This window comes from Aliikangiella litoralis, from assembly GCF_052495765.1.
The window spans coordinates 1440292-1465013 of the sequence record NZ_CP199292.1; the positions used below are offsets into that span (position 1 = coordinate 1440292).

23 protein-coding genes and 6 tRNA genes are annotated in these 24722 nt (G+C 36.1%); 16 read left to right on the forward strand and 13 right to left on the reverse strand.

The genetic code is table 11. The annotated features are described in order from the left end of the window. Positions 1-122 precede the first annotated feature (122 nt). A complete protein-coding gene (locus ACT5E3_RS06015; protein ID WP_444997406.1) occupies positions 123-1511 on the forward strand; it encodes a serine/threonine-protein kinase in 1389 nt (462 codons plus the stop codon). 78 nt (positions 1512-1589) lie between these two features. Here ACT5E3_RS06015 and ACT5E3_RS06020 read toward each other — a convergent pair whose 3' ends face one another. Further along, positions 1590-2237 carry a fibronectin type III domain-containing protein gene (locus ACT5E3_RS06020; RefSeq protein ID WP_444997407.1) on the reverse strand — a complete coding sequence of 216 codons (648 nt, stop codon included), beginning with the start codon at positions 2235-2237 and terminating at the stop codon, positions 1590-1592. A 312-nt stretch (positions 2238-2549) separates the two neighbouring features. Between ACT5E3_RS06020 and ACT5E3_RS06025 the strand changes: the two genes are divergently transcribed. The 9 genes from ACT5E3_RS06025 (at position 2550) to ACT5E3_RS06065 (ending at position 8021) form a co-directional block, all read left to right on the forward strand. Next, complete coding sequence (locus ACT5E3_RS06025) at positions 2550-3356, forward strand: heparin lyase I family protein (RefSeq protein ID WP_444997408.1); 807 nt, start codon at positions 2550-2552, stop codon at positions 3354-3356. A gap of 949 nt (positions 3357-4305) precedes the next feature. Next, positions 4306-4395: transfer RNA gene (locus ACT5E3_RS06030), tRNA-Ile, on the forward strand. Positions 4396-4914: 519 nt separating this feature from the next. Next, positions 4915-4989 (forward strand) — tRNA-Gly (locus ACT5E3_RS06035). A 338-nt stretch (positions 4990-5327) separates the two neighbouring features. After that, positions 5328-5403: transfer RNA gene (locus ACT5E3_RS06040), tRNA-Ile, on the forward strand. An 8-nt stretch (positions 5404-5411) separates the two neighbouring features. Further along, positions 5412-5487: transfer RNA gene (locus ACT5E3_RS06045), tRNA-Val, on the forward strand. 6 nt (positions 5488-5493) lie between these two features. After that, positions 5494-5571 (forward strand) — tRNA-Lys (locus tag ACT5E3_RS06050). A gap of 205 nt (positions 5572-5776) precedes the next feature. After that, positions 5777-6334, forward strand: a complete 558-nt coding sequence (locus ACT5E3_RS06055; RefSeq protein ID WP_444997409.1) for an HNH endonuclease — start codon at positions 5777-5779, stop codon at positions 6332-6334. Positions 6335-7184: 850 nt separating this feature from the next. Beyond that, on the forward strand, positions 7185-7274 hold the full coding sequence (locus ACT5E3_RS06060; protein WP_444998582.1) for a hypothetical protein: 90 nt from the start codon (positions 7185-7187) through the stop codon (positions 7272-7274). A gap of 69 nt (positions 7275-7343) precedes the next feature. Continuing rightward, entirely contained in the window at positions 7344-8021 is a 678-nt protein-coding gene (locus tag ACT5E3_RS06065) for a hypothetical protein (protein ID WP_444997410.1), read from the forward strand. Between the two features lie 47 nt (positions 8022-8068). On the opposite strand, the gene ACT5E3_RS06070 is transcribed toward ACT5E3_RS06065, so the two are convergent. The 3 genes from ACT5E3_RS06070 to ACT5E3_RS06080 all read right to left on the reverse strand — a co-directional run bounded on the left by ACT5E3_RS06070 (position 8069) and on the right by ACT5E3_RS06080 (position 10473). Then, positions 8069-8845 carry a nucleotidyltransferase domain-containing protein gene (locus ACT5E3_RS06070; protein ID WP_444997411.1) on the reverse strand — a complete coding sequence of 259 codons (777 nt, stop codon included), beginning with the start codon at positions 8843-8845 and terminating at the stop codon, positions 8069-8071. 59 nt (positions 8846-8904) lie between these two features. After that, positions 8905-10059, reverse strand: a complete 1155-nt coding sequence (locus ACT5E3_RS06075) for a slipin family protein (protein WP_444997412.1) — start codon at positions 10057-10059, stop codon at positions 8905-8907. Between the two features lie 341 nt (positions 10060-10400). Further along, positions 10401-10473: transfer RNA gene (locus ACT5E3_RS06080), tRNA-Asn, on the reverse strand. On the opposite strand from ACT5E3_RS06080, the gene ACT5E3_RS06085 reads away from it, so the two are divergent. Then, a complete protein-coding gene (locus ACT5E3_RS06085) occupies positions 10459-10593 on the forward strand; it encodes a hypothetical protein (RefSeq protein ID WP_444997413.1) in 135 nt (44 codons plus the stop codon). The genes ACT5E3_RS06080 and ACT5E3_RS06085 overlap by 15 nt on opposite strands. A 509-nt stretch (positions 10594-11102) precedes the next feature. Here the strand turns inward: ACT5E3_RS06085 and ACT5E3_RS06090 are convergent. Together ACT5E3_RS06090 and ACT5E3_RS06095 are read right to left on the reverse strand one after the other, a co-directional pair. Beyond that, the gene (locus ACT5E3_RS06090) at positions 11103-11975 is read right to left on the reverse strand and encodes a hypothetical protein (protein ID WP_444997414.1); all 873 of its coding nucleotides are present in this window, start codon (positions 11973-11975) and stop codon (positions 11103-11105) included. Between the two features lie 9 nt (positions 11976-11984). Next, on the reverse strand, positions 11985-12365 hold the full coding sequence (locus ACT5E3_RS06095) for a GntR family transcriptional regulator (RefSeq protein WP_444997415.1): 381 nt from the start codon (positions 12363-12365) through the stop codon (positions 11985-11987). 204 nt (positions 12366-12569) lie between these two features. Here ACT5E3_RS06095 and ACT5E3_RS06100 point away from each other — a divergent pair, with 204 nt between their 5' ends. The 3 genes from ACT5E3_RS06100 (at position 12570) to ACT5E3_RS06110 (ending at position 14368) form a co-directional block, all read left to right on the forward strand. Beyond that, the gene (locus tag ACT5E3_RS06100; RefSeq protein WP_444997416.1) at positions 12570-13190 is read left to right on the forward strand and encodes an FKBP-type peptidyl-prolyl cis-trans isomerase; all 621 of its coding nucleotides are present in this window, start codon (positions 12570-12572) and stop codon (positions 13188-13190) included. A gap of 210 nt (positions 13191-13400) precedes the next feature. Then, positions 13401-13850, forward strand: coding sequence for a YybH family protein (locus tag ACT5E3_RS06105; protein WP_444997417.1), 450 nt, complete (start codon positions 13401-13403; stop codon positions 13848-13850). Positions 13851-13894: 44 nt separating this feature from the next. Next, positions 13895-14368: a lipocalin family protein gene (locus ACT5E3_RS06110; protein WP_444997418.1), complete on the forward strand. Its 474-nt coding sequence runs from the start codon at positions 13895-13897 to the stop codon at positions 14366-14368. Positions 14369-14527: 159 nt separating this feature from the next. Here ACT5E3_RS06110 and ACT5E3_RS06115 read toward each other — a convergent pair whose 3' ends face one another. The 7 genes from ACT5E3_RS06115 to ACT5E3_RS06145 form a co-directional block, all read right to left on the reverse strand. Continuing rightward, a complete protein-coding gene (locus ACT5E3_RS06115) occupies positions 14528-15295 on the reverse strand; it encodes a hypothetical protein (RefSeq protein ID WP_444997419.1) in 768 nt (255 codons plus the stop codon). A 226-nt stretch (positions 15296-15521) separates the two neighbouring features. Then, positions 15522-15944, reverse strand: coding sequence for an SRPBCC family protein (locus ACT5E3_RS06120; RefSeq protein WP_444997420.1), 423 nt, complete (start codon positions 15942-15944; stop codon positions 15522-15524). After that, positions 15937-16311 (reverse strand): ArsR/SmtB family transcription factor, encoded by a 375-nt coding sequence (locus ACT5E3_RS06125; RefSeq protein WP_444997421.1) that lies wholly within the window; start codon positions 16309-16311, stop codon positions 15937-15939. Before ACT5E3_RS06125 ends, ACT5E3_RS06120 begins: the two co-directional genes overlap by 8 nt. Before the next feature lie 195 nt (positions 16312-16506). Further along, entirely contained in the window at positions 16507-17889 is a 1383-nt protein-coding gene (dbpA, locus tag ACT5E3_RS06130; protein WP_444997422.1) for an ATP-dependent RNA helicase DbpA, read from the reverse strand. Between the two features lie 247 nt (positions 17890-18136). Beyond that, positions 18137-18862, reverse strand: a complete 726-nt coding sequence (locus tag ACT5E3_RS06135; RefSeq protein ID WP_444997423.1) for an ABC transporter permease — start codon at positions 18860-18862, stop codon at positions 18137-18139. 17 nt (positions 18863-18879) lie between these two features. Continuing rightward, positions 18880-19839: a prolyl aminopeptidase gene (gene pip, locus ACT5E3_RS06140; protein ID WP_444997424.1), complete on the reverse strand. Its 960-nt coding sequence runs from the start codon at positions 19837-19839 to the stop codon at positions 18880-18882. A 153-nt stretch (positions 19840-19992) separates the two neighbouring features. Continuing rightward, on the reverse strand, positions 19993-21114 hold the full coding sequence (locus tag ACT5E3_RS06145; RefSeq protein WP_444997425.1) for an NAD-dependent epimerase/dehydratase family protein: 1122 nt from the start codon (positions 21112-21114) through the stop codon (positions 19993-19995). A 224-nt stretch (positions 21115-21338) separates the two neighbouring features. Here ACT5E3_RS06145 and ACT5E3_RS06150 point away from each other — a divergent pair, with 224 nt between their 5' ends. After that, positions 21339-21875 carry a GNAT family N-acetyltransferase gene (locus ACT5E3_RS06150; protein ID WP_444997426.1) on the forward strand — a complete coding sequence of 179 codons (537 nt, stop codon included), beginning with the start codon at positions 21339-21341 and terminating at the stop codon, positions 21873-21875. Positions 21876-22413: 538 nt separating this feature from the next. Next, the gene (locus ACT5E3_RS06155) at positions 22414-24714 is read left to right on the forward strand and encodes a beta-ketoacyl synthase N-terminal-like domain-containing protein (protein WP_444997427.1); all 2301 of its coding nucleotides are present in this window, start codon (positions 22414-22416) and stop codon (positions 24712-24714) included. The last annotated feature ends 8 nt before the right edge of the window (positions 24715-24722 follow it).

Here is a 24722-nt window from a genome sequence, read left to right on the forward strand (position 1 = left end):
CAATTAATATTGTACTAAAAGTCTGGAAAAATCAGTTTAACTTATTGAATTTTAATTAGTAATCGTTAAATTTTATGGTAAAAACAGACCCAGTACTTGTGAAATAGACAGCAGATAAATCGATGTTGAAAATCCCAGGATATACCATTCATAGTAAGCTCGGTGTTGGTGGTATGGCTGTTGTTTATTTAGCCACTCAAGATTCGCTATGCCGTGAAGTTGCGCTAAAAGTGATGGTGGACTCCAATGATACCAATGTTAACTTTAAAAAACGTTTTATTCATGAAGGGCATGATTTAGCTTCTCTTCAGCATCCTAATATTGTCACTATTTATGATATTTCTCATACTAAACAGCATTATTATTATGCTATGGAGTTTTTAAAAGATGGTTCACTTTCTGAACGTTTGAAGACGGGCGTTAGTTTAGTCGATGCATTTAACATTATTTTGCAAATTGGTAGTGCACTTGAATGTGCACATCAACATAATATTATTCATCGCGATCTTAAGCCTGGCAATATTCTATTTCGTGACCCAGCAACACCTGTGTTAACTGATTTTGGTATTGCTAAAAATATTGAGCGAGATACTCAGCTTACTAAAACGGGGGCTTTGTTGGGAACGCCATCTTATATGAGTCCTGAGCAATGCCGAGGCTCAGTTGTGGATGCTCGTTCTGATCAATATTCGCTTTGTATTTTATTTTTTGAACTCATTACGGGCTATTTACCTTTTGAAGCCACTGACTCAATTGCTGTTGCAATGAAGCAGATCAGCGAGCCCATACCTAGTCTTCCTGATAATCTTGCTGCACTTCAACCATTGATTAATATTGCACTGGATAAGGACCCAGAAGAGCGTTTTACTTCTGTGGGTGAGTTTTGTCGAGTATTAAATGATCTGCTCACTGGTGAAGATTCATTGAAGGGACAGATGAATAATATTACCCAAAAGTTATCAATTGATGAGTTGAGTAAAGGAAGTTATCAGCAGTCATATCAATCGTTAGGCATTTTATCTAATGCTAATTCTTCTAATGTGAGTTTACCTACCGAAGATGAATTTTGGAATGAAGGCCGTACTTTTAAAAAATGGTTTTATATTGTTATCATTTTGGTGGCGGCCGGATTCGGTGGTCATTATTATTATGTTAATGATTATCAGAATAGTGTAGAAACAGAAAAAGAAAGGTTTATACCGGTTTTAATGCGCCAAGCAGAAAGACAAGTAGCATTATCACAGTTACTCGTTCCTTCTGGAAATAATGCTTATGAAACATTAATGAAAGTATTGGCATTGGAACCAAACTATCAACCAGCGTTGCAAATGATGGAAGATGCTGCAACCTCTTATGAAATGAGAGCATTGGATTATATTGCTAATAAAGAGTTTGTTAAGGCTCGTCGACAGTTGAACCGAGGACTTAAGTTTTCTGCTCATCATAAAGGCCTAGAAAAAGCGATGGCACTGCTTGATGAAAAGCAGAACAAAGCAAGACGTCATCAATGAGAGTTATCTATTAATCAATACAAGTAAAGAGTTATCGACTTTATTAACCGTGATAGGGTTGAGTCAAAGCACTTATTATCAACCGCTAATATATTTTGAAACAACCTCTGAACGATCACTCTCAACGCCTTCTGAATTAACCGATACAACGGCAAAATAATAGGTTGTGTCTACTGTTAAGTTAGTGATTAGTTTTGTTAAGGTGTTACTGTCATTGATAATTATTGATTGGTTTAGACTATCTTCTGAATCCCCATAATAAATAATAAAACCATCTAAGTCGGTTAAATCTGAACCATCAGAATTGGTTGTTGGTGCTATCCAGCTAAGTGAGGCATTACCATAAGTTGGTTTGATGGACAGATTAATGGTTGCAGATGCTGAGCTATTATTCGCATCGGTAATGGTGGCTGTAATTTGATGAGAGCCGTTAGAAAGCTGAGACTTTATTTTTGCACCCGTACCTAGACTGCCATCCAGATTTGACGACCAGACAATACTAGTGCTGAGGTCACCATCTTCAGTATCTTCTGCTGTTGCAGTAAAAGTGATTTCATCTTCATCGGTCAATGTTGAATTATCATCTGGAGAAGTGATGGTGACTGTTGGTGCTGTATTGGTTGTTTGATTATCATTAGGCGAAGATTGTGAACCACCACAGGCGGACATAAAAATCATTAATAGAGGAATAATAATACTAAGTGCTTTTGAGTCGCTTCTAATCATGTGTGTTTAATTGTTCTGTCTAATTGGCCTGCTTTTATTATTTTACATAAAGTAGTGAGTATCAAATGATGACTCGTTTTATCACGTGATCTATGTCTCATTTAGCATTAAATAAGTTAAATTTGAATTTATTTTTATATAATGGTGTTTGTTAAAAATTTTATTGTATCGACTTTTTTGGGAACTTTTCTTTATTGAAAGGATAAGCATCTATGAAATCGCTTTGGTTTTGTGACCTGCATTTTTAAAGGAAATATAAGTTATAGTATACTCAAATCACTTTAATCAACATTTGGCGGTGGTTGCTTAACCATGTTTCAACAAATATTAAAATTTCTTTCTCTTTGTTCAATCATTTTTTTTTCAACCATAGTATGGTCTGATAATTTATTTTATGACGGGTTTGAATCGGGTGATTTAAGCCATACAGAAAATGGTGTGTCTTATGCTGGTAGTACCTACACAAGTGTTTCAATGGAGAAACCGCAAAGTGGTAGCTATTCGCTTCGTTTTTCATTTGTGGGACGTGCTGATGGAGAAGATGCTTTTGCTGAACAACGGATGAAATATTCTCAAACCGGTGAGCTTTGGATTCAGTACGATTTGTATATCCCTGATAATTACTCCCATAGAACTCAAAATGGTGCAGCAAATAATAAGTTTTTAGCGGTTTATAAAAGTGACTATCGTTACCCTGGCTTTAATATTAATTGGTCACTCTCCCCCAATGGTAATGGTGGTTCAAATCTATCATTACATCGTTTTCGCAATGGAAGTGAGCAGCCTTCTATTTCTCCATCGGGTGGTTTAGGCGAAAACTTTTTAAGCGCAGCCGATCGAGGAAACTGGGTGAGTATTATTGCAAGAATTAAAGCACCTAGTAATGAAAGCGCATATGATGGCGTGATGCAAATGTGGAAAAATGGCAATCTCGTATGTGATGAAACGGAACTAAATAATTATGGTGGTACAGATGAAAACTATATGGACGAACTTTATTTACTGGGTTGGTCAAATTCAGGTTATGATGAAGACACTGTTTTTTATATTGATAATATAAAGATTAATAATAAACCTTTTGTAAGACCAAACCCACCGACAGGTGTTGTTGTTAATTAAATGTTTAAGCTTTTTTTAAATGAAGAGTAAGGAGTTCTCTCTTGATTTACTTTTTCGCTAAAGTTAGAATAGCAAGCACTAATTTAATAGAGATAAATACTTTGTTTCAAAATTCTTTTATACATCGCCTCAGTTATCTAGCCGCAGATATTTTGTGTGCGTTGATTGCCGTGCCCAGTTTTAAGTTACAAGCGTGTCTAAAAGATAAAAGCAGCCTATCTATTGCTAACGGGTTTTGGGGTAAACACCCACAATAAAAAACTTCCATCTTTGGAAGTTATCAGCTTTCAAAGTTTAAAATAAAAGATTTATTAAAATCTAAATGATTAAAACGTCGGAAGCTGAAAAGCAACCGGCGTTTTTTTATGCCTGAAATAAAATACAAATTAAAAGGAAGAGCATTGACGATTAAAAATATGATATTGGCGTAGAAGGTTTGAAATTGAATGGGTCTGTTTCAAATTATATTAAGGGAATTCACTGAATGTCAGGTGAAGGCCGATGTTTAACCTGGTTATTTGTAACTTATTGAAAATAAAGAATAAAATAAAAATAAAGGGTTGACCTATTAAAGTTTAGATGCTTAAATACTCAGCAAGAAATGAGTGACAAGGTTAAAATTGTTAGTCACTAGAAACGCTCGAATAATAGAGTTAAACATGAAAATGATGAACAACAAGATACGCATGAAACAGCAAGGGCCTATATGGCCGAGTGTATATTGTTACGCCAAATTTATGGGCAGAATTGAAGATACAAATTTAGATTAAGCTTCGAAAAATATTCGGGGCTAGTGATGAGTCTCGAAGGAAATTAGAAACCTGGTTGAGACGATTCTTAACCAGGTTTTTTATTTGGGATTTATAAAAATGTTTTTGGAAAGTTTTTTTGACATACAGGCGGCTTAACAGTCGCAACCAATTTAAAAATTGTCGCGGCTATCAATAATAGCAGCGTAGTTTAAGGGTAAAACAGCGAGCTTATACCTCGTACGACAGATAATCGGCAAATCCGAGTTCGAATCTCGGCGCTGCTACCAAATTAAAAGTTAGTAATATTAGACTGGATAAAGATGAAAACGCTTATTAAACAAAAACAAATTATCAAGCCGGCAAATTGTTGGTGCGGTGATGTGCGTCCCGAATCAGGGATAGATGATCACACGATTTATTTAGGTGCCAGAGGTGCATCTATGTAGCTCTAAAAAGTTTTTACTTAAGAGTTACAAAAAAGTTTCTCTTGAGTTTTGTGTTAAAAACCCGAGAGATTACATCCTCGGGTTTTTTTATGTCTACGGATGGACTAGCAGTTAAATGCTCCATGAATGAATTGCATTTCCTACATCCATGTAGGTTAAATGTCACAAGGAGCCATGGATGGTGATGTGATGATGCCTCAATGGTGGGCAATGTTCTTTAACAAATTGGTTTTCGCAAAAAAGTACAAGCAGTCTATTTGATGTTTGTAAAAATGGATGGCATGGAGAAGTGGTTCTCCCTCGGATTGTAACCCCGACGCCTTTGGCATACCTGGTTCGACTCCAGGGTCATCCATCAGAGCAGGTGTAGTGTTAACGGCAGCACGTTTGGCTTCCACCCAAAAAGTTCGAGTTCGAATCTCGAGATCTGCTCCAAAAAAATTTTATTATTTAATGCGGGTTAGTGTAGTGGTTAACATAGAGGGCTCATATCCCTTTGAACGACAGTTCGACGAGTGCGTAGGAATGCTACCGAACATCGGAAGGATGACGATGGCACGGAGTGTGAAGACCATGGATGGTCCGAATAGCCTCATCTTCTCCATCAAATTAAGGGTGTATAGCTCAAAGGGAGAGCGACTGCCTGTTAGCCCTTGGTTGAAGGTTCAAATCCTTCTGCGCCCGCCAATTTAATGAATTGCGATGGTGAAATACAACTGAGGTTTTACCCTACAGGCCCGTCACGGTGAAAGCCCGACTCAGTTATCTTTAAACCCCGGATAGCTCATTTGGTAGAGCACATGCCTGATAAGCGTGAGGTGGCTGGATCGTAACCAGCTCTGGGGACCAAATTTATTAGCACTTTAGCTCAATTGGTAGAGCGCCTGTTTTACATACAGGAGGTCGACTGTTCGATTCAGTCAAGTGCTACCAGTTTATGGGGTGCTAGCTCAATAGCGCAGTAGCATCCGCCTTTTAAGCGGAAGGTTGAGGGTTCGAGTCCCTCGCGCCCCACCAAACAATCCAACATCACAAACCGAGGTGTGATGAGACATTTTTGACGGTGTAAGTCCGTACTCGGTATAGAACATGAGTATACAAGTGGTCAAAGTAGCCAGACTTTTAATCTGGTCTGAATAACCCTATCGGGCGTGCCAAATATTCAAATAGTTTTTTGCGAAACCCAACTTGTTACCTATTAACGTTTATAAGGAGAAGTGAGATGCAAGCTCAAATCTTGCGATTAAATAAGGCAGGCCAAGCAATGGAGTGGATCGGTTTAGAGACCGCTGCATGTTTGTACTCTAAAGAGCAAATTATTTGGACTTACGGAAATACATCCGTCAGTTTGCACGGTGGTTTTTCACGTATTACAGGAAAACAATCTGTATTAGATATTGCTCCAGTTATTGCAACTGAAGGGCGAGTGCATGCTAAAGATATGCGGGTACCACGTCTTTGTAATAGGTCTTTGTTTAGGCGTGATAATTATCTATGTATGTATTGTGGAAAATCATTTGGTCGTTCTGAACTGACTTGTGATCATGTTATGCCACGAGCTAGAGGCGGAAAAGATACTTGGATGAATTGTGTTGCTGCGTGTAAGTCATGTAATAATTTTAAAGGATGCCGTACTCCTGAAGAAGCAGGAATGCAGTTGATTGCCATCCCATTTTGTCCTAATAAGGCTGAATATTTAGCGTTAGCTAATAGGAATATTTTGGTAGATCAAATGGATTTTTTGATGAAAGGGTTTTCAAAAAATATGAATCGTTTTTAATTTGTTTTATTGCGCTGCTTTTTGTGGCGCTTTTTTATCAGAATGTATAGCGGCCCTTTATGGAATGATTGTTAGCAGTATATGTTTTTTATAAGAAGGATTTAGTATCTTTGCTTAAGTTGAAAAGTTACTTAATATAAATTTCAATGATTATTTTAAAAATTTTCATTTGCAGAAATCTAAAAAGTTACTATTAGAAGGCTTAACTATTGGTTGTGTAGCTTATGAAGTTGGATTTAATTCTCATGGTTATTTTAGCTGATGTTTTAAATTACAATATGGAGTTTTACCGTCGGAATGTCAGAAAAACAGTATGGCATGGTAGAGGTTTTGATGCATAGGTATGGCTTTTAGTAGCGTTATTGTGGCATTTTTTTATTATCACTAATGGTAAAATAGCCTGTATTTTGTATGGAGTATTTAGCTGTTTAGGGCATTGTTTTTATATATTGTTTTTTATAGTAGCTGTGTGTAGATTACGTGCCTTAACTACTTACTTTCAACTAACCGCAGAGGAGATAAAAATGATTTTTACTAATATCTTTTGCCGGTCATTTTTTGAGTCATAAAGTTTTTACTTTATTGGCTTGTCTAATTAAGCCCGCAAAATTAACTATTTACTCTTAATGGAATGGTTTTTATAGCCATCGAGAGAGTTTCTGTTTTTTGAACTACCAAATATTTAATATTGAGAGGTGTATCATGCGCTTTAATAATTCAACTCATAATTTCTTTTTTTGAAAAGACTAGTAAAAGAGCTAGAGGTTTTCCATCTGAAACTTGTGTAAAACGTGGAGAAAGAATTGTCCATGGTAATAAGGAGCTTTCAGGAAAATTAGGAAGAAACGATTTGTGCCCTTGTGATTCTGGTCATAGATTTCAAAGCATGTTGCATGAAATCAGGCCTACTCGATGGTGCTATGCGTGCAGATTACTATAGAAAATAATTTTTAACTAAGTAAGCAATAAATCTTTTTATTTTGCTTGCTAGTTAATACAGAGATAAATTATGAGACCAAATTATAATAGAAAAACTTCGCCAAAAGTAATTGGCGGTCATGTTCAAAGAAAAAATAATCATGTTAAAACAGCAAGGCTCGGTTATGTTGTCGATCGAGTCAGTCCAGGTAGAGGGTTTGTTCATGTAATAAGTAAGAAAGATATACATGATTTTACCGATATTATTCCTGATTGGGGTATAGTCTCTGAGGGAATAGAATCCATTTTCTTAGCTGAGGAAGAGGAGTATATCGATGCTTTTTATAAGCATTATTCTCGCGAAGAGACTGGTGTGATTTGGCTTTGTGCTTGGCAGGATGATTTATGGATTGAACATAGTGATGAATATTATCAAGAGCATTCATGGATATTGAAGAAACTAGGAGTGGTTTGTGAAAAATCAGAAAGGAGCATTGAAGATAATGAAACAGATAAAATGAATGACAACGAAGACTTAGAAAAAGAAACCTATTGGACTTGTTATTTTTCTATGAAGCAAGCTAAAGCATTTATGTTGTTACATGTCTTTCTTCATGAGTTAGGTCATCACGTTGATAAATTGCGTAGCAAAAAAAAGGGGGTTATGGCTGGAGGAGAAGGGTTTGCTGAAAACTATGCTAACAGGCGGTTTTATGAATTATGGCCGGCTTATGTGGAACGCTTTGGTAATCCTTGTATGTCACAATAACTCGCTAAAATGGCCAACATAAAAATATGCTGGCCATTTTTTCTTTGTTACTGTATAACTCGATGAAATAAATCATTAAGAGAGTCATAATTAAAACTTGATGCTAAGTCTGAGCCGCCATAGTTTTCGAGCCTTGCTAATTCAGCATCAATAAAGTGATTAATTACTGGAACTGCCGGGGCAATTTCTTTCTCTAATGACTGCTTTTTTCTCTCAAGTAGTTCTGAGATTGCATCATCAAGTTCTTTATTGGACTGTACTAATGCTCTTAGTTTTTCAAACTCAATGGGAGCCGGTGTTTTATATTTTTCCATCCATAAAATTGAAAGTAATGGTCTTAGTACATAAAAGTACTTTTTTAACGGCACCATCGATTTTCTTAAGTAACCTCGATAGTTAGTTTTCGCCATACTTCGATAATGATAAATACCTTTGTTAATAGAGTAGTTTGATGTAAGTAGTTCTCTAGCTGTTTTAGAAAAAACACCATCATCTCTATAAACAATTGGCGATTGTAACCATTCAACAAAAGACGGATTTGATTTCTTAAATAATCTGAGAGCTTTTCGAACATCCCAACCACTTATATCAATTTCATCAATAATTGGATATTCGATCACATCACGTTTTTCTTCGAGGTTAACCGCAACATACCAGTCTTTAAGGTGAACATAAATAAAACGCACATCGTAATCGCTGTTAGGAGAAGCGAATCCCCAAGCTCTACTACCTGATTCAACGGCATAAATTACTTTAACATTATGTTCTTTTTCGGCATTGCTTAGGCGCTTTTGTATCTCTTTTTCTATTGTTTTTGAGATCATAATGTACTCCTTATTATTAAGCATAAATTCTTAATAAAGGGAGCTTAGCTCCCTTTGTTTTATTGAGGTATATTTCCTGTCATTTTAACCATATCTTTCATGACTCCTTCTAGTCCGTTGTAAACAGTCATATGATCGATTTTATTGGTTATTTTTTCTAATACTTCTAATTCCTTTAGTCGCATTAATGTTGCATTACCTTCCATCACTTTAGCGGTATTATGCAAAGAGCGAGTTGCTTGAGTTTCTTCTCTTCGTTTGATCAAATTTGCTTCGGCTGCTTTTTGTGCTTCAACCACTTGATTCAAAATACTCTTCATATCGCCCGGTAAAATAATATCTTTAACACCTACATCTAGTATGTCCAAACCATAAGATAACGCTTTAGGTTTTACCTGATTTTCGACAACTTGATTAACTGCATCTTTATCTTCTAGTATTGCATCGAGTGTTCTTGTTCCAACTACTTCGCGTAACGCTAACTGAAACTCGCGATAGAGAAATTCAGCATGGTTTTTGAGTAAAGTCGCCACTTTTTCTGTATCTGCTATACGGTAACTGGCTGACAAATTAATACGCAAACTGACTTTGTCTTTGGTTAATATTTCCTGACCACTAATTTCCATAGTTTGTAGACGACAATCTAATAGGGCAACTTCAATATTTTGATTAAAACGCCAGTAACCATAGCTACCTGGTTGTAACAGGCTTTCCAGTTTACCGTTGATTTTCAGCAAACCTATATGATTGTCAGGTACCTCAATGTAATAAGTCGAACTAGCTCCTATTGAGTTAATTACTGTATTTTTACTTCTTACTAAAGTGGCTAGTAGTTTTTCATCAATGGCATAGTTTTCATTAATATCAATGACTTTGACTTCAACTTTGACTGCTAAATTCCAAAACATTTTAAATGTATTGGGAGGCAATACTTTAGATAATTGACCATCTAGATAAACCAATCCAATTTGCTCTTCTTTAATATCAAAGCTAATTACTTGTTCGCCAAGCTCTTTCTGATAAGCTGTCACTAAAAAGCGTCCTAAATGATGATTTAGTTCTGCTTGAGTAATGTCATATCGAAAAGTTGTTACATGATTAGATAAATCAAATAAACGATATTCACCAGGATTTAAAATTTTTTCAAATCGATTTTTTCTAAATAATAATACTCTTTCATTATCTGCTACATTTATTTTTTTTAGTCCTAGCATTTTACTGCTCCTGTTAATTCTATTGATGACGGACTTCCTGCTAACAATTAGCAATCATTATTTGAAATTAGTGGGAAAATTGAGTGAGAGGATTTAATTTATTTAGTGACAATAAAAACAACATTTGTCACTAATACTTAAATCATTACTCAACCTCGCACTAGTTTGACCCATAATCATTGGTCATTTATAGCGGAGAAGTAAACAGAGTAAAGTTTGAAATACATACTAATTTTCAAACTTACTTTGTCACTTTCTCAGAAGTCCTATGTTTGTATGAGGAGTCGAACCTCGGCCTTTGGGCTTACCATTCCAAAATGGAGTCGATTTTCAGTCGACGGCTACTTAGGTCGGAATCGAACCGACTACATACTGATTAACTGTCAGTTGCTCTACCAAATGAGCTACAAAGTACATTGGTGTTTAGAAGTAATAAGTCAATTAGGTACACAGTTAGGTATTACCGCTGTGCCAGACTGGTCTGATGTATTACGAGCAGAAACCAGAGCCGCAAAATTTCTTACTATTTCCTAAACTTTTTTGGAAAAACTAGCTTTTTATTTCTAGCTTTTCGCATTTTGTGTTGAGCTATGTCCTTTTATAAGGAACTATAACTTTATTTTTAAAGACTGTAATAGCGATTGCCGTGCCACTTTTTTAATATTAATTATAATTTTTTCTAATTTGTTGTATTTAAAGGAAAAAAATATTTTATTTTGAGTAAGGAAACTGACTTATGTAAACAGAGGAGTAGAATTAAATATCATTGTAGATATCATAATATGAATAAAGATAGTATTAATGTGACGCATGAGTTGTATACTGGGTTGATATATTGCGCTTTTCTGGTGTTTTAAGAGAGAAGTTTTTATTACTTTTAGTTGGTTTACTAAGCGATAAAAGCTTTTTTGAAATTATTAGAGTGATTAGATAAAAGCAGCCAATTAGAATGAGTGGATCTGATTCTAAATGTTCGGATAATAATTTTAATAAAATGAGACCTACTATTATTATTGGCATTGTTATACTCGGTAATTTTTGAGTTAGACAGACTGATTTTTATCGGCGTTATCTGTCTTGTAAACATCAAAATCAATATTTTCAATGGGAACCGTCTTTAATGTACAGTTAAGCGACATGAAACCAATAATGACTAGAAATGAAGTTGTAAAGTAAGGCAATATGTCACGAAGTTCGAACTGATCAATCGCTGCTATAAGGATATTGAATATGCTAGTTGCAATGCTTAAGTAAACTAATGAAGACACAGTGACTTTTACTTGGCTCATACGATCTTTATCGGCTTGGTAAGGGTTGAGCTTTTTTCCGTACATATTCCAAATAGCAATGACAACAAATAAAACATTTCCTGCAAGAAAAATTAGAATACTTTGTATTGTTTTATCTTGCCGTCCAGTGTAAAAGTGGTAAAGATATAAATCAAAAGCAATGTAGGTAACTAACATAAAAACCGCTAAGCCAAATAGTTTTATTGAGACAAAGTCAGTGAGTTGACGAGGGCGTAAACTTGCTTTTCTGGTGGCTCTAGAGTCAGATTTCCGCATTAGTTTGGAATAAGAAAAACTTGAAAATTCCATAATTGCGAATGGAGACATTTGTAGAAAAAAATAGAGACAGGATATTAACATTGACTGCTTATTATTAAATTGATCAAATATCAAGTCGATAGATAAAATTGTGATACCTATTGCTAAAATACAGTAGTTAAAAATCTGCAAGTTATATCTTTTTAAAACATAATTCTCTGATGAATTAGGGTAGAGTTTTGGATAGTCTGCTTGAGGATAGGTTTTAATCACATAATTAATACGATCTAAAAATTTTCTTGGGAAATAAAGTGAAATAATTAAGATCTGGCTTAAAAATATAATATTCATTATTAGGTTATTTGACATCTTTATCTCCTAAATTTTACGATTATTCATTACATTTCCAAATGCAATTCGAATTTCTGAATCAGTTACGCCTGACTTTTTAAATAAAGTGATTAGTTCGTTGAGTTTTGTGGTGACCCACTCATTTATATCGACAGAGCAATGCTGTTTGGCTTCTGGGTGTATAAAAGTTCCGCGATATCCTTTGGCCTGAATAATGTTGTCTCTTTCTAAAAGGTTATAAGCCTTTGCAACGGTTTTGCTATTTAAATTTAAGTCGTTGGCTAATTGCCTAATAGAAGGCAAGGCATCGCCAGGTTTTATTTCACTTGCTGCGACTGCTTGTTTTATTTGTTCAATAATTTGAGCAAATAACGGGGTTGACTCATCTATATCGATGACTATTTCCACAAGATAATCCTCATAAAGTGGTTTGTATAAAATTATGTACCATATGGTCCATGTGTTGTAATGGTACATATAGGGCTTGGTTCTGTCAAATATTAATTGAGCGTTTTTTGGACTGTTTAAAAAGACTTTATGTATTAGCTAATTAGTCCAGCAGCCGTTATGACTTATGTTACAATGACTTTTTTTTAAAATTAGAGTAAGTCAATGAGTGATAAATATGAGAGTTTTGAGCTGAAAGCCAGCTATGGTGTTGGTCGTAATATGGGAATGCAATTACTGAATCAGCCATTTGATGGGTTAGATATTCAATGTGTGTCGCAAGGACTTATCGATGCTTTCGAGAAAGTGGAAAGCCCGGTTAGTCAGGCTGATATGGAAGCTGCTTTTCAACACATTAGCCAAATAATGCAAGCTAAGCAAGCTGAGCTATCAAAAGGAGTTATTGCCGAGGGAGCCAAGTTTTTAGAAGAAAACGCTAAGAAAGAAGGGGTTACTGTTACTGAATCTGGCTTGCAGTATGAAGTCATTACTGAAGGTTCAGGTGAGAAACCATCAGCAGCGTCTACTGTTCGTACTCATTATCATGGCACTTTAATTGATGGCACTGTTTTTGACAGCTCTTATGATCGCGGACAACCAGCAGAGTTTCCTGTTAATGGTGTGATTAAAGGATGGACCGAAGCATTACAGTTAATGAGTGTTGGTTCTAAATGGCGTTTAGCTATCCCTTATGAATTAGCTTATGGTGAGCAAGGCGCTGGTGCAGCGATTGGGCCTTTTTCTACTTTAGTTTTTGATGTTGAGTTATTGGAAATTATTGGCTAGTTGAATGTAGCGATATGACTTTCTTAAAAGGCGCTAAGCGCCTTTTTTTGTTGTCGGCCTTAAACCTCCTTCTTCAGAAGGCGGTTTATTTACTTTAATATTATAGAAGCCGTTTTCACTGAACTTTCACTTATATAAAATATATTACTTCCTATTTTCATGCTATAAAGTTGTTTCTATCAAAGTTAAAATAGCTAAAAGGAAGTTAACATGAAAAAAAAATTACCTCATATTATTGTTTCTCTCTTAATGTTTGTTTGTTATCAATCGCAAGCATGTGACTTTAAATGTACTTTAGACAAGCATCTTGATGCTATTCAAAAACGAGATTTTAAGACATTTGAATCGACACTTACCGAAGGAGATAGACTAACTTTTATTTTGCCCGACGGTAAATATTCAGAAGACACATTATCTTATAAAGCGATGTTGAAAGAGTGGTTTGCAACCGATGGTTGGACTTTTTCACCGAAAGTGATTGCCATAGAAGAAACAGAAAAAATGGCTAGCGCTTTACTATTAATAAGCTATGATGAAGCCGAGCGTAACGGTAAACCTTATCATTTAGATCATTACTTAAGCCTGATATTTAAGAAGGAAAAAGGGCGTTGGGGGTTAGTTCATGATCAAAATACTAAAACAAAGCTTACTAAAAAATGATGCGCATAATTTATACTCTTTTTATATTATTCATCTCAGGATGTGTGAGTATCCCTGACAATATCACTCCTGTCGGTGACTTTGAAATCGATAAATATCTTGGTAAGTGGTATGAAATTGCGCGTTTAGATCATTCCTTTGAACGTGATTTGCAAAATGTTACTGCTGAATATGTAATGCGGAATGATGGTGGAGTCAAGGTCATTAATCGAGGTTTTAATATTATTGACAACGAGTGGAAAACTGCAGAAGGAAAAGCTTATTTTGTTGAAGAAAAAAATATTGGGCATTTAAAAGTTTCTTTTTTTGGGTCTTTTTATAGCTCATATATTATTTTTGAAAGTGATAAAAATTATCAATATGCTTTTGTGACGAGTAGTAGTCAATCTTATCTCTGGTTTTTATCAAGAACACCTACGGTGAGTGATGAGTTAAAACAGCAGTTTATTAGCCAAGTTAAAGCGTTGGGTTTTGCTAGTGAAGAGTTGATATTTGTTGATCAGAGTACAAGAAGGTAGTCATTTGAATCTGGATATTGCTATTAGATAGCACCGAACGTTTAGCTGCCGTGTCAGTCATTATTGCATGAACTTCAACCTTAACTCCTTTTACATCAGGGGTCTGTAGAATAAGAAAAGTTATTAGTATGATAAAAAATTTTGTTTTCATTAATCTCTTTAAAGCCTTTGTCGTATTAAACCGTTTGTAACTTGTAAACAAGCCGCTAAATGGGGTTCTTTAAAATCTATGATAGTTTGTCGCTCTTCATCTGAAAGTTCTAAATTTAAACCCGCTTGCAAAGCAATCTTTTGTTCTTTAAATATTTCCTCTAAATGTCCTGACTTAAGGTATTCTGCATCGTAACACTGAGATTCCAAAATCCAAAAAGTGAATACGTTATGAAAAGCATCATATCTTGCTTGAGGCTCTTGTGGCAGCTTCTTAATACGAATTATCTCATCTTTTAAACCTTTCACTACTTGCTTGATTTGTAAGCGAGCCTTTTTACTTTTGTCCTCTTTTTTGGGAGGGGCGCTTTTCTCCATTAGTAATGATGGTACGTATATAGTTATAGGTACATAGCCTGATTTGATAGCTCGAAATGCAGGAGAAGCTGCGTCTATACGTCGATCAGAAAAAGAAAACCACTCTCGCCACCATCTTTTCCAACCTGGAAAAGTAAAATATCCTTCCTGATTAGTTCGAGTATAACCACCACCTAAAGAGCCTGCTGAGCTGCTATTTGAATGATAAGTACTTTTAATCATCCCCCAACCTAAGGCTATCGTAGCCCCTGAGATAGGCTCACCCGTTTCAGCATCGACCACTTGAGCCGAAACAGGTTCGATTTCATAATAAAGCGGAGAAGGTTTTCCGAGTATCATAATCCAAACAAAAAAAACGATGGGAACCCATACCCGTCTACGAATGCTTTTAGAGCTCATTAATTTTCCAACATAATCGTTTATTTTACTTGTCAGGTATATTCTTAAGATACTCTATCTTAACCCCTATTTTTTAATGAAAAAAGATATTGTGAGTTGGTTAATGCTCAAATATACAAAAGACATGTAAGGAAAAAATTACGGGTTAGGAAAGTTTTTGCTTTTTGATTAGCCAATTTCAGGTAAAACTGAACTTGGCTAATCGCCCATATTGAAACTAATAGAGTTATGATACAACTCGACGTAAACGCGCAAAATGCTCATCCCAGCCAACATCGTGATTGGCACCCATAGTGAAAGCATCTTCATCAACTTTCTCCCAGCCTTCATGAACCAGGTTGAGTACAGTGCCACCGCTGGTCTCTGTTAAAGTCCAGGTCACTTTAGTTTCTACGTCCTTTAACCAATTATGGGTAAACGTGTGGACAAGCCGTTTAGGTGGATCAATTTCAAGTACCGTTCCCCAACATAGCTTTTCGCCTTCTTTACCCAAGCTGTTGGTTAGAAGTGAATACTCACCTCCTTTTTCCATAATGCCGCCCCCACGATGAAACCATTCAGCTAAACGATCAGGATCGGTTAAAAACTTCCAGACGTGAGTGGCTGGTGCTTTCAAAAATATTGTTTTGGTTATTGTCAGTTCAGTCATTGGTTTTCTCCACAACTTGTTTTAGGTCAGCCAAGCGCTCATCCCAAAACTGGTCAAAATAATTGAACCAGTCTAAAGCTGACATTAGTCTCGGCAGGTTAAGAGTATTGATACGTTCGCGGCCTTTATTTTGAATAGCGATCAGTTCCGCTTCGTGTAGTATTTTTAGATGCTTGGCAATAGCTGGTCGAGTCATTTTAAAATGCTCTGCAATATCGCCAATGCATAAGTCCTGTTGTTTCAGCATATATAGAATGGCTCGCCTTGTCGGATCGGCTAGTGAGCGAAATACCGGTTGATGATTCATTACTAAATTCTTCATATGAAACCAAAAGGTTTTATATTGTGTGATACCATTTGGTTTCATGTCAAGCGTTATTCATGCTATAAAATATGAATAGAGAATGAAGTTTGTATTTGGGAAGGCTGTATTAATTATTGGTTTATCGGTTACAGGTCGATAAAGCGGCCTATAGCCGTGATTGGCATAAAGGGGGAGTAACCTGAACTCAGGCTAAGTGGGCTTTTTGAATTAAAAGGTATTAAATTTTTGTGAGTAACGTTATTTTATGATTCGAGCTTTAAATTTTCGCCCTTTAATCTTTCCATTTAGAAGTTGTTGTAATGCAAGGGTTGAGATAGCTTGTTCTACTGCAACATAAACCGTGTAATCAAATAAATCTATTTTTCCAATGTTGGCACCTTGTATCTTTTTTGAGGCTGTCAATGCGCCTAATATATCTCCTGCTCGTAATTTATCTTTTCTGCCGCCATTGATGCACAAAGTTACCATTGGCGGGGTAATCTGATAAGTTGTATTGGTGTTGAGTTCTGTTATTTGGCTGGGTGTTATTGATATTTTTAGATAGTCTTCAATCGCAATAATTTTACGTGCTTCTGATGGTTGGAAAAGGCTCAGTGCTATTCCTGAGTGACCTGCACGCCCAGTTCTTCCTATGCGGTGAACATGAACTTCTGGATCGGGGGATAATTCATAATTAATAACCATTGGAAGTTCTTTTATATCTAGACCCCTTGATGCCACATCTGTGGCTATTAGTATCGAACAGCTTTGGTTAGCAAATTGAGTCAATACTTGGTCACGTTCTCTTTGTTCTAGATCGCCATGAAGTGCTTTAGCTGAGATTTTATGCTTTGATAACAGATCGGCAATATCTTGGCATTGTTGTTTTCTATTACAAAAAATAACGCAAGCTTTGGGCTGATAATGGTGTAGTAGCGTCAATAAGGCGGATTCTCTTTGTTCTCTGGCCACTTCATAAAAATGCTGTTCTATTTGGTTTTCTTGATGTTGTGTTTCTACTCGAACATCGATAGGTTTATTTTGTACTGTACGGCTAATTGTTTTAATTTCTTTGGGGTAAGTGGCTGAGAATAATAACGTTTGCCGTTTGTCTGGGGTAAATGCTATCACTTGATGAATATCATCAGAAAACCCCATATCGAGCATGCGATCGGCTTCATCAAGTACGAGTGTCTTTAGTTGGTTTAATTTTAGCGAGCCTTTATTTAAGTGTTTTAAAACCCGTCCTGGAGTGCCAACAACAATATGTGGTCGGTATTCTAAAGAGGCAAACTGAGGGCCGATGGGAGTACCGCCACAAAGAGTAGTGATTTTTGTATTAGGAATGGCTCTAGCTAATCGTCTGAGTTCTTTACTGACTTGGTCGGCTAGCTCTCTTGTTGGGCATAAAATGAGTGCTTCGGTTTGATAATTGGTTACTGTTAACTGGTGTAATAAGGCGATCCCAAATGCTGCAGTTTTCCCGCTACCAGTTTTGGCCTGGGCGAGTAAATCGTTGCCTTGTAAAATGATGGGTAAGCTTTTAGCTTGAATAGCCGTCATTGTTGAATAATTGAGAGCCTTAAGGTTACTGAGTTCTTTAGCTGTTAAAGGTAAGGTAGAAAATTGAGACTGTGTCACGTGCTAAAGATCCTGTGTGCTTGTCCTGTTTACGAGTATGAGGACATATTAATCAATATTGCTGAACTCAAATAGTCTTGAACTCAAATAGCGCTGAATTCAAATCAATAGTATCGGGTTGATTTTGCGCGATTATACGCGTATGTCTTAATAATGCGAGTAATATAGCCAATTTACACTATTTAACGTATTCGGTAGAGTGGCTAAAAGCGGCAAATTTATGAGCCAGCTGGCGTTAAATGTGATGTTAACTCTGTGTTGTTCGAGATGTATGTATCGGTTTTACTAAAACTAAAAAACAGGCGGCTGAAAGTACAGATGAACCAAAAACCATACACATCACCATGATTTGATATCTAACCGCAATCAGTGGTGAAACGCCTGATAATATTTGTCCTGTCATCATGCCTGGCAATGAGACCAGACCAACTGCAAAAAGCGAGTTTATAACAGGTATTAAGGACGCATTAAGAGCTTTATTACGTGCTTGGTTATAGGGGGTATTACTTTCTATTTCTGAGTTAAAACGCTCTACAGCAAGGCTAATGCTGTTCATCGCGTTAGCGAAAATCATACCCGCTAAAGGTATCATAAATTGTGGCTGATACCAGGGCGTTAACTGTAAAACTCCTTGGGTTATTAATAGTAAAGGTATGCCGCCGCCCAAAGAAATTGATAGGAGGGCATACTTGTAAAGAAGTGTTCTTTGGTTTGATAAACTGCCTAATGCAATCCAGCTAGAAGATAAAACCATGACAAATAGTACTATTAGGATGATGGCTGAACTATCTGATTTGAATATATAAGTTAAGAAGTAACCTATCAATAGTAGCTGTATTAACATCCTTACGATTGCATAGCTTGCATTGCGAGCATTGATAGACCACTTGACTAAAATGATCATTGCAATGATGACCGGAACAAATGCAAAGGCCAGATTGTAAAAAGAAATAACTTGGATATTTTCGCTCATGGCCTTGCTTAATTATTTTATTGTGAGTTGTTTATTTTTGACATTTGTTGAGTGGCATTAATCAAATGGTGCTTGGTTTCATCTTCTATTGATGCATGCCCCGCCGTTTCGCTGACAATCAGTTTTGAATTAGGCAATGCTTGATGTAGTAACCAGGCATTATCAAATGGACAAACAATATCATAACGTCCATGAACAATGGTAGTAGGGATATTTTTTATGCGGTGACTATTTTCTAAAATTTCGTTTGGAGATAAAAAGCAGTCGTTCACCATATAATGGGCTTCGTGACGCGCTAATGTCCAGCAAGACTCATCATTGGTTGCAGCATTAACAAACTCATCATTAGGTTTTAAAGTGCAACAACGGATCTCCCATTTGCTCCAGGCTCGTGCGACTTTCATTGCTAAAGGCTTATCATCACCTACCATTAAGTCATAAGCTATTTTGATTGATGGTGATTGGTTACTTTTCGGTAGTGCGTTTAAATATTCTTGCCAGTAATCAGGAAAAATTCTTATTGCTCCACCACTGCTGAAAGTCCAGATAGTGTCTTCTGGTCTACCTAAAAAGATGCCCCTTAATACCAGAGATAAAACGCTTTCAGGATGGTTTTCAGCATATACCAACGACAAGGTTGACCCCCAAGAACCACCAAAAATATGCCAGTTATCAATGGCTAACTTTTGACGAATTTTTTCAATATCATTGACTAAATATTGGGTTTCATTAAAGTCTAGGCTGCCGTGAGGTAAGGAGCGGCCACAGCCACGTTGATCAAATAAGATGATGCGGTACACATCAGGATCAAAGAACCTTCTATCGTTACTTGAACATCCTCCCCCAGGTCCTCCATGTATGAATAACACTGGTTGACCATCAGGGTTTCCACACTCTTCAACATAAATTTGATGGTCGTGCCCAACGTCGAGCAAAAAATAATTATAAGGTTCTATTTCTGGGTAAAACTGATTCATTGCAACTCTCAAGATTAATTAGCTCAGTGGTAATGATTAGATAAAATAAAAGTGATTTTATTTTAATTCTTCTTACTTCAATATCATAGGATTTATTAGCATGCCATATAAAATGACATGCTTTGAGAGGAATTGCTGATGAGTTTTTTCTACTTATGCTTTTTGGCTTTGATGCCAGGCTTTTAATACTTTGGCTTCTTTTTGTTTGCTCATACCTGCACGTAATTTATTTTGTCTTTCTTTAGGTAATGATTTGAACCAGGCGAGAGTATCCTTTACTGTCTCATCAATTGGGCGAATAGTTAGGCCAGCGTCTAGTGCCTTTTGGCCAGACCAGGTTAGTGCGCCAGAACCTGGGCTATTAGAGTCAGCCCACATAAATACATCTCGCCACGGATTGACATCATTTTTTGCCATAAAGTCAGCGGGTACCCAAGTGAGTTTGGTTTTGCTTGAGCTATTTTTGAGACAGGACTTCATTAGGTCGCCAAAAGGAAAAGGCGGGCAGATTAAGTTGTACTCACCCATTAGCTTTTTTTCTAGGCTGTGAACCATAAACATAGCGAGGTCTCGTACATCAATAAGCTGTGTCAAATCACTCGGTTTTCCCGGAGCAAGTACTTCACCTCCTTGATCAATTCTGACTGGCCAATAAGTGAATCGGTCAGTTTTATCTCTTGGACCAACAATAAGTCCTGGTCTTATGTGGGTGACTCGCCCTGGCATTGCTTTTTCTGCGGCAGTTTCACAGTAGGCTTTTAAAGCACAATAATGAGTTGACACATCTTCAGTTGTTGGGTTGTCAAGTTTTGCTCTTGCTCTTGATTCTGTGCCATTGTTTCCGCCTTCGGCCCAGTTATCATATTGGCATATGGTAGAGACAAATAGGTATTGTTTGGTGCTTTCGGCAAGTAACTGACTCGATGCTCCCACTAATCTAGGGACATAACCTGAGGTATCGATGACGGCATCCCATTGTCTGCCTTTTAGTGCTGATAATCCTTTGCCTTTTTTAGGATCTCGATTGCCAACAATCTTTTCTAATTCAGGGAATAAATCTTTGTTTGTGCGACCACGGTTAAATAAAGTAACTTCATGTCCCCTATCAAGGGCATATTGGACGGTATGGGGCCCCAAGAAACCTGTACCACCTAAAAAAAGTATTGTAAGTTTCTTTGGAGCAGAGGGGGTTCCCGCATTTATTATTGATGGTAATGTACTTAAACCTGCTGCTGCGATTGAAGCAGAAACAAATTGTCTTCTGTTGAGAGCCATTTGGGTACTCCTTTTTAGTGAGTTTTTAGCATAGACTATAGAGGTGTCAAATGAAAAACTCTACTGACTAAAGTAAGCAAATGTAAAAAGATTGAATTATTTTATGGTATTAAAGTCGGTAACTCTATAAATGTCTTAAGCATTTTTTTGATTTCTATACGGTCTGTTGTATGCCATAGTTAAGATTTTGTTAATAGGTTAATTTTAAAAATGAGAGCAAAGATATGAAAATTAGTGATTCTAAACGACTTTCTTTCGAAATTATGACTAAAGATGATGCTGATTTGTTGTTCAAGCTGGATCAAGATCCTGAGGTTATGCGTTATATCAATGGTGGGGAAAAAACCACTATGGATGAAATTTATGATATTTATGTTCCGCGTATGGAAAGCTATACCAATTTGCTTGAAGGTTGGGGATTATGGAAAGTTTCTATTAAAGAATCAAATCAGTTTATTGGTTGGATTTTAGTAAGACCCATGGCATTTTTTAGCGATGCTCCTGAATTAGAGAATATTGAAATTGGGTGGCGGTTCATGCGTAGTTATTGGGGGTATGGGTATGCAACTGAGGCGGCTCGGGCTATAAAAAAAGCATTGGTTGATAGAGGCAGCGTGAAAAAATTAACAGCGCTTGTTTTGGAAGAAAATAAAGCTTCTATTAATATCATGAAAAAACTTGGTATGAGCTATGTGAAAACCGCACTCCATCAGGATCCGCTTGGAGATTCTAAAGTTGCTTTTTATGAAATGGAGATCTAGTTCAAATCGAATAAATGTTTGTTCTAATACCAAATTAATATTTTCCTTCTCTTTTCTTTTTTGTTAGGTAAGCCTATAAAAGTGAGTTGTCTTCTGTTTAGATTTGAGATTTCTTTTCTTTGTTAATGATTCTGTCAACTCTTTTTATTTATTATTATTTTCCTTTTGCTTTGAGATTTAAGACTTCACTTAATGTTTGGTTGTTTTAAATTGAGAACTTGTCGCATACAAACTGTGATGAGCATTGGTTTTTAGTTATTTCACTGTTGCGTTTAATAAGAAAAAGAATAGTGTGTGAAACCTTCGGATATGGTTTATTAATTTTAAATGTTTATTAATATGAAACTATTTTTTCTTGAGTATATTTTTATAATAAGTTGCAGTTTCAAGTAGTTAGGATGTTTGGTTTTATTTGTTTTTTCTAATTTAGAAAAAAAACTAGAGAGGTATGTTGAGACTAGTCTAGTTGTTAATGAAAGGTTTATGTCAATTATTTTTTGTACTGATAAAAAACTGATAGACTAGCTCTTGAACGATTATGAAAGGTTATATTGAATCGTTAAAATCATTGCCACACCAACAATTAGTTTTAATGCTTGCGCGTCAAAAGACTATGTTGGAAGCAAGTATTGCTATTACCGGAATGGCTTTCCGTTTTCCTGGAAATATTAATACTGAGCAGGAACTTTGGCAGTCTATTTGTGATAAGGTTGTTTGTACCAATAGGTTGCTTGATAAACGTTGGAATACTAATGCTATACATTTTAATCAATCTAAAAACATTCTAAATTTTGCGGGCTTGTTAAAAAAAACATTTCATTTTGATGCTAACTTCTTTGGAATTACTGAAAGTGATGCTATTAATATGGAGCCGCAGCAACGAGTTTTATTGGAACTTAGTTATCAAGCATTAACACATGCAAATCTTGTTAAAGCTAAACTAGAACAAAAACGGGTTGGTATATTTAATGCTTTAAGTATGCCTGAATATTCTGCTTTTCAACCTTCAAGAAAATCTAAAGGCGATAAAAGTGCGGCTGATACCCCAAGCGGTATTACGCTTTCTGCTTCAGCAGGACGTATGGCTTTTCATCTAGGTTTAAATGGACCGGCTATCACTGTTGATACAGCATGCTCTTCTTCTTTGGTTGCTATTTGTCAAGCGATGCAATCTTTGCGAAATAATGAGTGTGATATTGCCGTTGTGGGTAGTGCTCATTTTATTCTTTCTCCTTTTTCAACTATTGCTTTGGATAAAGCTTGTATGCTCTCAACTAGCGGAAGTTCACGTCCATTCGATGAGTTAGCCGATGGTTATGTCAGGAGTGAAGGTGCGGCTGTTATTGTATTGAAGCGAGAGCAAGATGCTAATGATGATTGTGATGACATACATGGTTTAATTCGTGGTGGTGCGGTTCATCAACAAGGTATTAGAGCTGGCATGCATAGCCCTTCAGATGAAGGGCAAGTGACAGCAATTCGTAATGCTTTGAAAAGTGCAAATGTAGAGCCGCATGAGGTTTGTTATGTTGAAGCTAGCAGTGCTGGAAATCGTTTAAATGATGTGATTGAAATTGAAAGTTTAATGTCAGGATATCAACGCTATAATAATGAACAGCCAGCTTTATTTGTTGGTTCGGCTAAAGCAAATTTTGGTCATATGGAAACGACATCTGGTATGTTGAGTTTGATTAAAGCGCTATTAGTTGTTAAAAATTCCCAAGTTCCCCCACAGGCCAATTTTGATAATCCTGAACCTAGAGTCGATTGGGAAAAAGGTAGTATAACTGTTGCCTCAAATATGACATCGTTATCTGAAAATTCGGGTTGTTTAGCTGGGGTGAGCTCATTAGGTTATACTGGTACAGATGCTCATTTAATTATTCAAGCTGCCCAAAAGATAGATAATCATTTTAAATTTAATCATCAGGGCGAAAGTTCTCCTGTTTACTTTCCTATTTTATTGTCTGCGCATTCCGAAAAGTTACTATTGAAGCAAGCGAGAGATCTATTAGCTTACTTGCAGTCTAGAACATCTAATGATTTAAGAAAAATTAGCTATACTCTGGCTGTCGGGAGAGATGTTTTTGATTATCGGTATGCTGTTTGTGTCAAAACAGTAGAAGAATTAATTTTATCGCTTAGTGTATTTGAACAACAAGGTTGCTCTAATAGCTCTATGATGGGGGATGCAGTAAAAATTAATGATAATGCGTATAAGCCACTAATCAGTTTTTCGCTTGCATCAAATAAATCTACAGTCAAAAAATACTTAATGAATCCAGAGAAAAGTTCACTGGTAAAGCTAATGATTAAATTGGCTATTGGTGAGAACTTGTTAAGTTCGCAAAGTATTTCAGTTTCAACTGAACAGCAAGTTGAAATGCTGTATGAACAATCAATATCTTTTTTAGCTTTATTTACGTTAGCTCGACTTGAGCAGCTGTATTTAAGTGGTATAGATATCGATAGTTTTAATTATTCTGCCGACTCTATCATTGAACTTAAAAACTGTTTTGTGAATTTGAAAAATAACTCTGTTAATACTTTGCTGTCAATTAGAAAAATATATCAATCAAGGAATAATTTAATCGATAAATATCAGTCTGAACGCTATGTGAATAATAGTGTTGAATTGCAAAGTGAAAAGCGAGAGTTTGATTTTTGTTGTTCTTCGCTAGAGCTTACCATGATACCTGATTTTATCGTAAAGCTTTTTTTATCTGGGAGGCAGTATGATTACTCTGTTTGGTTCGAGCAAAATATAAAAAAAGTATCGCTTCCTGTTTATCCTCTTGACTCTCAGTATTATCCGTTACCCGACAACCTATTTATATAAGAGAATAT